Source organism: Caballeronia sp. J97, assembly GCF_905220305.1.
Classification (GTDB): Bacteria; Pseudomonadota; Gammaproteobacteria; order Burkholderiales; family Burkholderiaceae; genus Caballeronia.
In genome coordinates this window covers 145,845-158,811 of record NZ_CAJMZL010000016.1, presented here as the reverse complement: position 1 = coordinate 158,811, position 12,967 = coordinate 145,845, and the positions used below count along the sequence as shown (strand labels likewise).

Sequence of the window (12,967 nt, the reverse complement as noted above, 5' to 3'; positions counted from 1 at the left end):
GACGTGCGGCTGCCGGCGCCGATGCACCCGACGGACTCGACGCAGCCGCCGGCGCCGACGCTCCTGAAGGATTCGACGCGGCCGCCGGTGCGCTGCCGCTTGCTCCAGCGGCGGAATTATCGCCGGAGCCGCCGCTGCACGCGACGACAATCGCCGCGACAAGCGCTAGCGCGCCGAGTGCGACGGCGCGAACCGGAACATGCGTGTCCATGTGCATCCTCCTTCGGAGGGTCGGAACAACCCGGCGATTCGCTCTCGCGTACAGTCAATTTCTCAAGATAAATTTGTTGCAACGCGTCATAGTGTGCTAACCTAGGGTTATTACCTAGTTAGTTACCCTAGTACGGAGTCCACCATGGGAATCATTGCCGCCACGCCGATCGCCCTCGTTTCTTTCATCGTCGCCACGGTGCGCAACGCCCTCGCGACGCGCGCCAAGGTCAGCGCGCTGATGGCGGAAGCCTATCGTCGAACGTAACGCACGGGCGCGGGTGAAAATTCCCGCGCCGCTTACGACATTTATTGCAACGTGTAGGCGATCACGTAGTCGCCTGCTTTCGTGCCGAGCGAGCCATGACCGCCCGCCGTCACGAGCACATATTGCTTGCCGCTCGCATCGGCGTAGCTCATCGGCGTGGCCTGACCGCCTGCGGGCAGTCGCGCCTCCCACAGCTTCTTGCCATCGCGCACGTCGTACGCACGCACGTACTGGTCCAGCGTACCCGTCAGGAACGCGACACCGCCCGCCGTCACGATCGTCCCGCCGAGGCTCGGCACGCCGAGCGGCATCGGAATGGGCAAGGGCGCGCTGTCGACGATCGTGCCGTTCTTGTGCATCCACGCGATCTTGTTCGTGCGCAGATCCACGCCCGCCATGTAGCCCCATGGCGGCGCCTGGCAAGGAATCCCGAGCGGTGAGAGAAACGCGCTGATCTCATAGCCGAAAGGCGTGCCCCGCGCGAGCTTGATGCCGCTCGTCTCGCTGCCCTTCTTCTCGCCGTTTTCCTCCGGAATCTTTTCGCGCGGAATCAGCTTCGACGTGAACGCCATGTAGTCGGGATTCGCGATCAGAATCTGCCGCACCGGATCGACCGAAATGCCGCCCCAGTCGAACACGCCGAAGTTGCCCGGGAACACCAGCGTCCCCTGCTCGGACGGCGGCGTGAACGGCCCGTCGTAGCGCAGGCTCCTGAACTTGATGCGGCACCAGAGCTGATCGAACGGCGTCGTGCCCCACATGTCCGCTTCCTTCACGCGCGGCGGGTTGAAGTTGAGCGCGGAGACCGCCTGCGTCGGCGCCGTGTGATCGCCCTTCGCCGCGCCGCCCGGCACCGCGACCTCGCTGATCGGCACGATCGGCTGACCGGTTTCGCGATTCAGCACATAGATGCTGCCCTGCTTCGTCGATGCGATCACTGCCGGCTGCGTGCCCTGCGCCGTCTGCAGATCGACGAGCGTCGGCTGGCCGCCGACGTCCATATCCCACAGATCGTGGTGCGTGAACTGATAGTTCCAGCGCAGCTTGCCCGTCGCCGCATCGAGGGCGACGAGGCCCGCGGCGAACTTCTCCGCTTGCGGCGTGCGTTGGCCGCCCCACTGGTCCGGCGTTTGATTGCCCATCGGCAAATAGATCATGCCGCGCTTCTCGTCGACGCTGAACATCGACCACATGTTCGGCGAGTTGCGCACGTAGGTGCCCCCCGGCGCGATCGGCTCGGTGGCGTCCGGCTTGCCCGGGTCCCAGTTCCAGACGAGGTGGCCGTCGTTGACGTCGAATGCGCGGATCACGCCCGACGGCTCGTTGTTCGATTCGTTGTCGGTCACGTGGCCGCCGACGATCACGAGGTTGCGGAACACCGCCGGCGGCGACGTCGAGTAGTAGCCGCCCGGCGTGAACGGGCCGATGTTCGCGCGCAAATCGATCGCGCCGTCCTTGCCGAAGCCCATGCACGGCTTGCCGGTTTCCGCGTCGAGTGCGATCAGGCGGGCATCGGCGGTGGGCAAGAAGAGGCGCCGCGGGCACTCGGCCTGCGCGGTGGTCTGCGCGGGCGTTTGTACGGGCGTCTGCACTGGCGCCGAAGCCTCGGACGGCGCGGACGCAGCCTGCACTTGCGCGTCCGACGACGCAGCCGGCGCGCTCGCCTCGGCCGGCGCTGAAGCGGATGCGACGTCGGAAGCCGCGTCGGAAACGGCGGCGGCAGCGGCGGGCATCGGATGCATCGCCGCGTCGTAATAAGCGACGCCCCGGCAGGTCATATGCTCCCAGTGCTTAAACCCGATCGGACTCTGAATCTGCGGGTCGTAGCGCCACTTCTCCTTGCCGCTCGCGGCATCCAGCGCGATCACCTTGCTGTGCGCCGTGCACAGGAAGATCGTGTCGCCGACCTTGAGCGGCGTGTTCTCGTCCGTGGTTTCGGTCGGGTCGTCGGCGCCGGGCATGTCGCCGGTGCGATACGTCCACACGACTTTCAGTTGATGCGCGTTCTCCGGCGTGATCTGGGTGAGCGGCACGTAGCGCTGCGCGAGCGGCGAACCGCCATAGTCGATCCAGTCGCCCGGCGCGCGGCCGGTCGCGGCGTTGCTGTCGGGCTGATTGGCATCGGCGGCGACATTCACGTCGATACGTCCCGGCCGGTCATGCGGATCGTTGAAATAAGTGCCGGCGCCGAGCAGCAACGCGAGAACGATCGCGGCGGCGAGCGGCGTGCGCGCCGCGCGCGCGGTCGCCGGCGGCCCGAACAGCGCGCCGCGATGCACGAAGGGAATCAACAGCCAGATGGCGAGCAGCACCCAGATCCACAGGCGCGGCATCAGTTGCCAGAAGTCGAAATGCACTTCGAAGACGGCCCAGATCGTCGAGCCGAACAGAACCAGCGCGAAAAGCACGAGCGCGGAACGCCGCCGGATCAGCAGCAGCAGCCCGGTCAAAACAATGGCCGCCCCCGCGATCACGTAGTACCACGATCCTTTCAGCGCGACGAGATAAGCGCCGCCCGCCGCAAGCAACACGCCGATGACGATGAACGCGAGGGCCGTGAAGAACGTGAGCGGATTGAGTCTTCCGTTGCCAGCCATGCTGAAACCCTCCGTGACGATGAATGGCGGAACACGGCCGGCGCGCGGTCGTGGTTCGGACGTGGTCGCGTCGTGGAAGAGAGCAATCGCTGTGCCGTTCGGCGGAGGGATGACGCGTGCGGGACACGCTTACAGATGACTTTCCGACAGAGGCGCGTTCGCGCCTGCCGGATCAGAGCGGCCGCGGCCAGAGTCCCCCGGCCGCGCTCGCGGGCATGACGCCGGAAACGAACGCCGCCTTCAGGTCGGCGCGTTCGGAGAAACGCGGTGCATCGAACCATGTCAGGAATTCGTCGCCCCAGTTGCCCCACGCGTTTTCGTCGAAATCGAAATCCTCGTCGATGCGGCCGTCGTCGCGCAGATACGCGCCGACCACTTGCGTGCCGTTCCAGTACGCGACCGCGACATCGGTCAGATCGGCCGTCACGCCGCGCGGCAGGTCGCGCAGCAGCATTGCGACATGCGCCTTGAACGATTTGAATTCGGTCGGTCTCATCGCCTGCTCCGCTTTAAAAAAGTGCGTGAAAAAACCTGCATGCGGCGTGCTCGTTCAATTGAACACGCCCTTGTTCAAATCCTTCTCGAACGCGGCGGTCCATTCCGTGCCGTGCCCGATGCGGTATTCGCGTTCCTTCAACGTGGAACGTCGCGTGATGGTGACTACGCCCTGCAACGGATAGACATCGTCCACGACATCGGACGCACCGCCTTCCTGCACGAGAAAATCGCTCTCTTCGAGCCGATGCCGCGCGAGAATCGCAAGGAAATCCGCTCTTTCGTCCGGTGCGATGACAGTCATGAGCCCCTCCACGGTCGAAGGCTGCTTTCATTCAAAGTAGCACACGCACAGAGGAACGTCGGCGCATATCTTGCGACGAGCGCGGGACGGCGCACGCGCCATGTCTTCAAGAGGAGTCGAACGACGATGAAACGCGCATCGATCACGTTTTTGGCAAGCGCGCTCGCAACGCTCGCCGTCTGCGCGCACGCGCATGCCGACGACGCGGTCTGCGGCACGCTCGAAAGCGCAACGAACGGGCAGGACGGCATGATCGCGCTACGCGAAGGGGAAAGCGTGAATTTCTGGCGAGGCGGCGCCGTGCGGCACGGCGCGCTGCATGTCTACAAGGACGGCGAGGTGTATCGCGTGTACTGGCAGCCGGAAGGAAGCGGCGATGTCTACGTGCTCGCGAATGAAAGCGCGACGAGCGTGCGCCTCATCCTGACGCCGCCGCGCGGCACGAAGGTCGACGCGGGGCCGGGCACTCTGCCGCCGCAGAAAGTGCTTTCCTGTCCCGCGTTTTAGCGTTGCACTCGACGCTTACTTCGCCGCGAGCACGTGGCCGATGGCATCGGCGACGATCTGCACGTTGCCCTCGTTCAGACCCGCGACGCACATGCGGCCCGAGCGCAGGATATACACGCCGAACTCCTCCTTGAGGCGGTCCGCCTGATCCGCGACGAGACCCGTGTAGGTGAACATGCCGCGCTGCTTGATGTAGCGCGTGAGCATTTCGCCGTGCACGTGATCCTTCAGGCCGTCGTGAATCGCCTGGCGCATGCGCGCGATGCGCTGGCACATCGACGCAAGCTCCTTCTCCCACGACTGCTTCAACTCGGGCGTGTTCAGCACATGCGTGACGATCTTCGCGCCGTGCGTCGGCGGATTGCTGTAGTTCGCGCGCACCGCGCTCGTCAACTGGCCGAGCACGCGATCGGCTTCCCCGGCATCGTCGCAGATCACGTGCAGGCCGCCGCAGCGCTCGCCGTACAACGAGAAATTCTTCGAGAACGAATTGGCGATGAACGCCGGCACGCCACGGCGCGCGAGTTCGCGCACGGCGAACGCGTCGTCGTCGAGGCCGGAGCCGAAGCCCTGATACGCCATGTCGACGAACGGCAGCAGATCGCGCTGTTGCAGCACGTCGATGATCTTCACCCATTGCGCCTGATCGAGATCGACGCCGGTCGGGTTATGGCAGCACGCGTGCAGCAGGACGACGCTCTTCGCGGGCAGCTTGTCGATGGCTTCGAGCATCGCGTCGAAGCGCAGGCCGCCGGTGGCTTCGTCGTAATACGGGTACGTGTTCACCTCGAAGCCCGCGCGCTCGAAGATGAAACGATGGTTTTCCCACGTCGGATCGCTCACCCAGACCTGCGATTTCGGGAAATAGCGCTTGATGAAATCCGCGCCCACTTTCAGCGCGCCCGAACCGCCGAGCGTCTGCACGCTCGCGATGCGGCCATCGGCGCGCGCCGGGCTGTCGCTGCCGAACACGAGCGCCTGCACGGCGTCGCGATAGTGCGCGAAACCCGCCATCGGCAGATAAGGCTTCGGGCCGAGATCTTTCAGAATCGACAGTTCGGCTTCGCGCACCGCCTGCATCACGGGCAGGCGGCCTTCGTCGTCGAAGTAAATGCCGATGCTCAGGTTGACCTTGTTGGTGCGCGGGTCCTTCTGGAAGTTTTCGTTCAGCGACAGGATCGGGTCGCCGGGATAGGCATCGATATGTTCGAACATGGTGATGATATGAGGACGAGAGATCAGCGGGATTGCAGGCGATCGGCGCGCCGTGCGTCAGCGCCCCTTTTTTTGAGATAGTAGCCGATTCCGAGAACGGCCAGCCAGACGGGAATCAGGTACACGGACAGGCGCAGATCGGCATTTTCGTACATGACCCAGACGATGCCCGCGAGAAACGCGAGCACGATGTAGTTCGAAAACGGATGGGCGAAGCTCGGAAACGACGTCGCTTCGGCGTTCGCGCGCTTTTGCCGGCGGAACATGAGGTGGATGATGCTGATCATCGCCCAGTTGATGACGAGCGCGGACACCGCGAGGCCCATCAGCAGGCCGAACGCGCGTCCCGGCATCACATAGTTGATCACGACGCACGCCGCCGTCACCAGCGCCGACACCGCCAGCGCCGCGAGCGGAATGCCGCGCGCGTTCACGTTGAGCAGCGCGCGCGGCGCGTTGCCTTGCCGGGCGAGCCCGTAGAGCATGCGGCTGTTCGCATAGACGCCGCTGTTGTACACGGACAGCGCGGCGGTCAGCACGATCACGTTGAGCACGTTCGCGACGAGCGCGCTGTTCATCTCGCGGAAAATCAGCACGAACGGGCTGCCGCCGGTCGCGACCTTGTCCCACGGATAGAGCGACAACAGCACGGCGAGCGCGCCGACATAAAAAATGAGAATGCGATAGATGACCTGATTGGTCGCGCGCGGAATGCTGCGCGCCGGATCTTCCGCTTCCGCCGCCGTGATGCCGACGAGCTCCAGCCCGCCGAACGAGAACATGATCACGGCCATCGACATCACGAGTCCGTGCACGCCGTACGGAAAGAAGCCGCCGAGCCGCCACAGGTTCGTGACGCTCGCTTCCGGCCCCGCCTTGCCCGACATGAGCAGATAGCCGCCGAACAGGATCATCCCGACGATCGCCGCCACTTTCACGATCGCGAACCAGAACTCCGTTTCGCCGTAGGACTTCACGCTCGTCAGGTTGATCGCGTTGACGATCATGAAGCACGCGAGCGCCGATATCCACGTCGGCAGCCCCGGCCACCAGTACTGCATGTAGATGCCGATGGCCGAAAGCTCCGCCATGCTCACCAGGATGTAGATCGCCCAGTAATTCCAGCCGGAGATGAAGCCGGCCGCGTGTCCCCAGTATTTGTCGGCGAAATGGCTGAAGGAGCCGGCGACCGGCTCGTCGACGATCATCTCGCCGAGCTGCCGCATGATGAAAAACGCCATCAGCCCGGCGATCGCATAGCCGAGCAGCACGGACGGCCCGGCGAGTTTGATCGTTTGCGCGACGCCGAGAAAAAGGCCGGTGCCGATCGCGCCGCCGAGCGCGATCAGCTGGATGTGGCGGCTCTTGAGTCCGCGCTTGAGTGTTTCGTGCCGGGGTGCTTCGTTCGTGTTGCCAGAAACCATGTCGATGCCTGCTGTACCGCAAAAGTTACCGCGCTCGGATGAACGGACGAATGCCTGCCGTTTCGTACGATTTTTGGCTATGTCTTTTGGGTAAAAACTGTTGTTTTTTCGTGCGGATGACCCCACAGGCCGCAGCAAAAAGAGCCGATTATCTGTGGACGGATCTGCGATTTTACCGCCCGGCGACCCGCGAAGCCTTGATGGGCGGACTTACCGCAGCCGCGTACCGATCTTCCAATCCGCACAACAAACGAATTGAGGCCGGAATCAGGGGTTGTTCGGAGGATTGCCCGGGACGCGTCGGCGGGAGAATCGCATCATCCACTCACGACGGGGTCGCCATGTATCAGACGATGGAAGGAAACGCCAAGCCGCATCGTACGGCAGCGTGTTTCACTGAAGAATCGCAGGACAGCGCGGCGGTAACGCAAGCCGAGTTGCTGCACGCGCTGCAGTCGGTGTCGGACAACATCATGCGCCTCGCCGGGAAGCTGCGCGGCGAGCGCGACGCCACCGACGAAGATGCAGTGACCATTACCGAGCAGCATGCGCTCGCGCAAAAGCTGATCGGACGCCTGCTGACGCTGCCCGCGTCGCCGGCGTAACGGACCAACAGGGCCAACAGAGGGAGAGCGGCGGTGACGGCATGAGCCGCCCGCGCTCGGAGCATCGGGGGAATGGGAAATGAGTTACTTGACGATCATCGCCGCGGTCTGGGGTGTGTGCGCGGTCGGCGCGGTGCTGTTCATCCGCGGTGCGGCGCAACGCGATCAGGAACCGTCGCGCACGCAGAGCGATCGTGAACCGGCTGCGCACGCTTCGAAGGATTTCAGCCACCCGGTCTGACCCGATGACCCCGGCGAGGCGCACCCACACGCCTCGCCCGCAAGTCATCGGAACGCAGTTCGTTTCCCGCCTTACTTGCCCGCGTTGATCGCGGCGACCGCTGCGCGCAAGCCCAGCAGGTAGCTATCGACGCCGAAGCCGGAAATCTGCCCCCTGGCGATTTCCGCGAACACCGACTTGTGGCGGAACTCTTCCCGCGCATGCACATGCGACATGTGCACTTCGATGATCGGCGCGTTCAGAATGGCGAGCGCGTCGCGAATCGCATAGCTGTAGTGCGTCCACGCGCCCGCGTTGATCACGATCGCGTCGACCTTTTCCTCGAACGCGCGATGAATGCGCGAGCACATTTCGCCTTCGATGTTGGTCTGGTAGCACTCCACCTCCACGCCGAGCTCCTTGCCCAGCGCGGCCATTTGCTCGTCGATTTGCGCGAGCGTCGCCGTGCCGTACTGCTTCGGGTCGCGCTTGCCGAACATGTTGAGGTTGACGCCGTGCAGCGTCAGGATCTTTGCCATGTGATGTCCTTGAACTGGAAGGGGAATTGAAAAGGTTCAGGCGGTCTCGACGATCTTGCCGCTCGTGGCGGCGAGCGCGATGGCCTCGGTGATCCGCAAATTTTGCAGCCCGTCGCGCGCGCTGACAATAGGCTTGGCCTCCCCGCGCACCACACGCCCGAAATGTTCCATCTGATGCGCGAGCGGATCGTCGCGCTGCATCGTCACGATGCTTTCCTCGAACGGCTTCCACCACGAGCGGTCTTCCGCCTTCGCATAGGACTTGAGGCGCATCGTCGGCACGGAAAGCGAGCCGAAGGTGCCCGCGATCACGTAGCAGTCTTCGTCGGGATAGGTCGAGTACGCCTTGTTCTCCTGCGAGGTCTGCTCCCAGCTGCGCGGGCACGCGGCCGTGTCGGAGAGCATGAACGTGCCGAGCGCGCCGCTCGCGAAGCGCAGATTGATCGCCACCGTGTCCTCGACGGGAAAGCCGCGCGTCGCCTGCGAAGCGAACGCCTGCACCGCGACGATGTCGCCGCACAGCATGCGCAGATTGTGCACCTCGTGGATCATGTTGAGCAGGATCGGGCCGCCGCCCGGCTCGCGCCGCCACGGCGCACCGGCGTAATACTCGTCGGGCTTGAAGAACACCGCGCTGCCCATCACGGCGACGAGCTTGCCGAGACGCCCTTCGTCGATCACCTGCTTCGCGCGCGCCATGATCGGGCTGTGCGCGCGATGATGGCCGATCAGCACCTCGACGCCAGCGCGCCCGGCTTCGTCGACGAGCGCCTGCGCTTCCTCCACGGTCGGCGCGATCGGTTTTTCCAGCAGAATCGGCACGCCGGCCGCAAGACAGATACGTGCATGCTCGACGTGCAACTGGTTCGGCGTCGCGAGCACGATGCCGTCCGGACGATCCTTCGCGAGCAATTCATCGAGCGTTCTGTAGAGCGGCACGCCCGCCTTTTCCGCGATCGCGACGGCGGCCGGCGCCGGATCGACGATGGCGGAAAGCGCGCAGGTCGCGCTCGCCTGTGCGACGTCCATGTGCGCCTGTCCGATATAGCCCGCACCCGCCACTGCGATACACGTCTTGCCTGAGTCTGTGTTCACTTGAATTCACCGGGTTGAGAAAAAATGCGCGCGCGAGGGCACGCGGACGGCGCGGGTCGCGCGCCGCCGTGAGGAAAGCAATCGAGGGAAATGAACTAGGAAGCGCGCGCGTTTGCAACCGATTCCGCGCGCAGGCGGTCGTACTCCGACTTTTCGACCGGCCGCGCATCCGGTTCGCCGAGCTGGCTGAGCGGTATGCGATACGTCTCCCGCGCGCTCCACGCGGCGATGGCGGAGATGATGGTGACGGCGAGCGCGATCGAGCCGATCGTGAACGGGATGTTCGTCGATCCCGGCGGGGCGACGGTGGCGAAGAGCGCGGGCAGGAGCGCCGTGATCGTCGTGCCGACGTTCTGCGAGATCGCCATCGCGGACACGCGCGTGCGCGTCGGGAAAAGCTCGGGATAGAAGCTCGGGAAGATCGCGTTATAGCCTTGATAGACGATGCCCCACATCAGCAGCGACGCGACGATCGCCATGCCGACGTTGTGAATGCTGATCGCGTAGAGATACAGATACGACAGCAGGCCCGAGGCGATCGCGCCGACGATGATCGGCGGCTTGCGCCCGATCCTGTCGGAGAGATTGCCGACGATCGGAATCACCACCACGGCCAGAATATTGCCGACGACCGGAATCCACAGATACACGCTCTTGTGAAAGCCGATGCCGTAGGCCGCCTGCACCGCATAGGCCGCGCCGAAAATGGTCGCGACCACGGGAATCACGTTCATCAGCGCCATGCAGACGACGCGGATCATGTCGCCGAGGTTGTACTTGAAGGCATCGACGATCGGCGAGCGTGGCACGGCGCCCTTTTCGCCTTCCTTTTCGAAGGCGGGCGTCTCGTGCACTTCGCGCCGGATGATGTAGCCCGCAACCAGCACGATCGCCGAAAGCAGGAACGGAATGCGCCAGCCCCAGGAATTGAACGAGTCCTCCGGCATGTAGTACGCGAGCGGCAGGAACACGGCGGCGGCGAGAATCTGCCCGGCCTGCACGCCTTGCAGCGTGAAGCTCGCGAAATAGCCGCGCCGCCCGAACGGCGAGTGTTCGAGGATCATCGAGCTCGCGCCTGAAATTTCGCCCGCCACCGCGAAGCCCTGCACCAGGCGCAGGATCACGAGCAGCGCCGGCGCGAGCATGCCGACGCTGTGATACGTCGGCAGGAGGCCGACGGCCATCGTCGAGAAGCCCATCAGGAACATGCACAGCACGAGCACGGTCTTGCGGCCGTGCGTGTCGCCCCAGTGACCGAGCACGAACGCGCCGATCGGCCGGGCGACGTAGCCGACGCCGTAGGTCGCGAGCGACGCGACGATCGCCACTTTCGGATTACCCGACGGAAAGAAAAGCTGGGGGAAGATCAACGCGGCGGCCTGCGCGTAGATGAAGAAGTCGTAATACTCGAGCGCGGAGCCTATCCAGCCGCTCGCGGTGGCCTTCTTCGTCTGCTTGTGGTGCTCGGCGTGCGACCCGCCTTGTGCACCGGGTGAGAGAGAGTTCGTGTCCATGACGTCTCCTTTTTTGAATCGCCCGACGGTTTCTGTGGCCATCTCTACGACGAAGCTGCTTCTTTCATTTCCTCACCGACAACGCCTCCGCGCATCGCGCACAGGACATCCAGTCATGATCGTCTCTGAAACGAAAGCTTTCGATGAGGCAAAACCCGCGCGTGCGCCGCGAAACAAACGGCTTGGGCGTTAAATTACTATGCACGCGCGAAAACATAATCCAGCCGGAAGGAAAGTCAGAATGCGCTGAGAGCGAATAATCGCCCGGCGCGCCGATCGAGGCCCATCCATACCTTGCCTAAAGAACGTGCAGCGCCGGCCGTATACACGACTACCAGCGGTGACGACATCGCCGCTGCACTTTTCTTCGTCCTCTCGCTGGCCCAGTCTTCCGTATGTCAGGCAATCCGTCCTTGATCGATTCGATTCTGGCCACGCCGGCGACAGAGGACGGGCGCATCACGGACGCCATTCGCGCATCGCTTCTGTCGACGCTCGTCGACGACGTCCATCCGCTGCTGCTTTCCGGGATCGCCGGTGCCTTCGTAGCAATAATCGCGCTCGGACGCCAGCAGGCGCTCTGGACGATGCTCTGGGTCGCCGCCGACGCCCTTTTGATCGGCGTGCGTCTGTCGATCGTGTGCCGCTATCGTGCGCGCTCCCGCCCGATCGCGCCGCATCCTGGTCCGTGGGCCGCGCGCTATGCGCCGTTCGGGCTTCTGACCTGTCTCGTGACCGGTCTCGGCACGATGGCCTGCGTGTTGTCCGGCGATGCCGTGCTCGCGTCGCTTGCGATCATGGTGACGGCGGGGCTGCTCGGCGGCATCGCGTCGCGCAACGCGGGCACGCCGCATCTGGCGATCGCGCAGGTATGCCTCGGCGCACTGCCGATCGGCGTCGGCGGACTGTTCGGGCCGGCGGGCTACTGGATTCTCGTGCCGCCGCTCTTTCTCTATATCGGCGCGATGTGCGCGGTGGTGCAGCGCCACTACCGCGGCCTCGTCGCGCTGATGACGGCCGAGCAGAGCCATGCCGAAATCGCCGCGCGCTTCGACGCGGCGCTCGCGCATATGCCGCACGGCCTCTGCACCGTGGATGCGTCGGGCAAGGTGGTGATCGCCAATCGCAAGGCGGCGGAGTTGTTCGGTGCGACCGTCGAAATGCTGCGGCTGAACGTTTCGCTGCCGGAATTCATCGGCTATGTCGGGCTCGCGAAGTTCGGCGAGACGCTGCGCGCGCAGTTCTCCGAGCGCTGCCTGCAATGGCTCGAGCAGGGGAACCGGCCGCTCGACCTGCCGCTGCGCGACGGCCGGCATCTCGAGTTGAGCCGCAATCCGGTGCCCGACGGCAGCGCGGTGATCATCATCGAGGACGTCACGGAGCGGCGCAAAGCCGAGGCGAAAATTCTGCACTGGGCGCATCACGATTCGCTCACGGGCCTGCCGAACCGGCGCTATCTCGGCGATCACGCCGAACGCCTGATGGCAAGCGGCGCGGGCCGCGAAAAAGTGATGGTGCTGTATGTCGATCTCGACGGCTTCAAGCGCGTGAACGATACCCACGGCCACAATGCGGGCGATGAATTGCTGAAGCTCGTCGCCGACCGCCTGCGCAACGTCATGCGTCGCGGCGAGCTGGCCGCGCGCCTGGGCGGTGACGAATTCGCGATCGTCGCGACGTATATCGCGGACGCGTCGAATGCCGTTTTCGCGCGCAAGATCATCCACGAGCTGTCCGCGCCGTACGCGCTCGTGAGCGGGCAGACGGTGCGCGTGGGCGTGAGCGTCGGCATTGCGCTCGCGCGTCCCGGCGAAGTGTTCGAAAGCGCGTTGAAACGCGCCGATGCCGCGCTGTACGAAGCGAAATCGCAGGAGCGCGGCACGTACCGGTTCGCCGATGGCGACGGCGACACGGTCACGAGCGAAGATCGCGCCGTCGCCGCGACCGCCGAGCGCGGCCGCGCCTGGTAGACGC

At 64.4% G+C, this 12,967-nt stretch carries 14 protein-coding genes; 5 read left to right on the top strand and 9 right to left on the bottom strand.

Going from position 1 to position 12,967, the window contains the following annotated elements; translation table 11 throughout:
- Positions 1 to 211: hypothetical protein (locus tag U4Y90_RS21070; RefSeq protein WP_415749390.1), on the bottom strand; the 211-nt coding region annotated here is incomplete at its 3' end.
- A 144-nt stretch (positions 212 to 355) separates the two neighbouring features.
- On the opposite strand from U4Y90_RS21070, the gene U4Y90_RS21065 reads away from it, so the two are divergent.
- Positions 356 to 478, top strand: coding sequence for a hypothetical protein (locus U4Y90_RS21065; protein WP_279616393.1), 123 nt, complete (start codon positions 356 to 358; stop codon positions 476 to 478).
- A 41-nt stretch (positions 479 to 519) separates the two neighbouring features.
- On the opposite strand, the gene U4Y90_RS21060 is transcribed toward U4Y90_RS21065, so the two are convergent.
- From U4Y90_RS21060 to U4Y90_RS21050, 3 genes are all read right to left on the bottom strand, one after another.
- Positions 520 to 3,075: a glucose/quinate/shikimate family membrane-bound PQQ-dependent dehydrogenase gene (locus U4Y90_RS21060; RefSeq protein WP_321797376.1), complete on the bottom strand. Its 2,556-nt coding sequence runs from the start codon at positions 3,073 to 3,075 to the stop codon at positions 520 to 522.
- Between the two features lie 172 nt (positions 3,076 to 3,247).
- The gene (locus U4Y90_RS21055) at positions 3,248 to 3,571 is read right to left on the bottom strand and encodes a hypothetical protein (protein ID WP_321797374.1); all 324 of its coding nucleotides are present in this window, start codon (positions 3,569 to 3,571) and stop codon (positions 3,248 to 3,250) included.
- A 54-nt stretch (positions 3,572 to 3,625) separates the two neighbouring features.
- Positions 3,626 to 3,874 (bottom strand): hypothetical protein, encoded by a 249-nt coding sequence (locus U4Y90_RS21050; protein ID WP_321797373.1) that lies wholly within the window; start codon positions 3,872 to 3,874, stop codon positions 3,626 to 3,628.
- A 126-nt stretch (positions 3,875 to 4,000) separates the two neighbouring features.
- Between U4Y90_RS21050 and U4Y90_RS21045 the strand changes: the two genes are divergently transcribed.
- A complete protein-coding gene (locus tag U4Y90_RS21045; protein ID WP_321797371.1) occupies positions 4,001 to 4,381 on the top strand; it encodes a hypothetical protein in 381 nt (126 codons plus the stop codon).
- A 15-nt stretch (positions 4,382 to 4,396) separates the two neighbouring features.
- Here the strand turns inward: U4Y90_RS21045 and U4Y90_RS21040 are convergent, their stop codons facing one another.
- Entirely contained in the window at positions 4,397 to 5,596 is a 1,200-nt protein-coding gene (locus tag U4Y90_RS21040) for an amino acid aminotransferase (RefSeq protein ID WP_321797369.1), read from the bottom strand.
- Between the two features lie 23 nt (positions 5,597 to 5,619).
- Positions 5,620 to 7,020, bottom strand: coding sequence for an amino acid permease (locus U4Y90_RS21035; protein ID WP_321797367.1), 1,401 nt, complete (start codon positions 7,018 to 7,020; stop codon positions 5,620 to 5,622).
- A 50-nt stretch (positions 7,021 to 7,070) separates the two neighbouring features.
- Here U4Y90_RS21035 and U4Y90_RS21030 point away from each other — a divergent pair, with 50 nt between their 5' ends.
- On the top strand, positions 7,071 to 7,625 hold the full coding sequence (locus tag U4Y90_RS21030; RefSeq protein WP_321797365.1) for a hypothetical protein: 555 nt from the start codon (positions 7,071 to 7,073) through the stop codon (positions 7,623 to 7,625).
- An 88-nt stretch (positions 7,626 to 7,713) separates the two neighbouring features.
- The gene (locus U4Y90_RS21025) at positions 7,714 to 7,866 is read left to right on the top strand and encodes a hypothetical protein (protein ID WP_321797394.1); all 153 of its coding nucleotides are present in this window, start codon (positions 7,714 to 7,716) and stop codon (positions 7,864 to 7,866) included.
- Positions 7,867 to 7,937: 71 nt separating this feature from the next.
- Here U4Y90_RS21025 and aroQ read toward each other — a convergent pair whose 3' ends face one another.
- From aroQ to U4Y90_RS21010, 3 genes are all read right to left on the bottom strand, one after another.
- Positions 7,938 to 8,384: a type II 3-dehydroquinate dehydratase gene (aroQ, locus tag U4Y90_RS21020; RefSeq protein WP_321797364.1), complete on the bottom strand. Its 447-nt coding sequence runs from the start codon at positions 8,382 to 8,384 to the stop codon at positions 7,938 to 7,940.
- Between the two features lie 36 nt (positions 8,385 to 8,420).
- Positions 8,421 to 9,479, bottom strand: coding sequence for a Gfo/Idh/MocA family oxidoreductase (locus tag U4Y90_RS21015; protein ID WP_321797362.1), 1,059 nt, complete (start codon positions 9,477 to 9,479; stop codon positions 8,421 to 8,423).
- 95 nt (positions 9,480 to 9,574) lie between these two features.
- Positions 9,575 to 10,993, bottom strand: a complete 1,419-nt coding sequence (locus U4Y90_RS21010) for an MFS transporter (protein WP_321797360.1) — start codon at positions 10,991 to 10,993, stop codon at positions 9,575 to 9,577.
- 395 nt (positions 10,994 to 11,388) lie between these two features.
- Between U4Y90_RS21010 and U4Y90_RS21005 the strand changes: the two genes are divergently transcribed.
- The gene (locus U4Y90_RS21005) at positions 11,389 to 12,963 is read left to right on the top strand and encodes a diguanylate cyclase domain-containing protein (RefSeq protein ID WP_321797358.1); all 1,575 of its coding nucleotides are present in this window, start codon (positions 11,389 to 11,391) and stop codon (positions 12,961 to 12,963) included.
- The last annotated feature ends 4 nt before the right edge of the window (positions 12,964 to 12,967 follow it).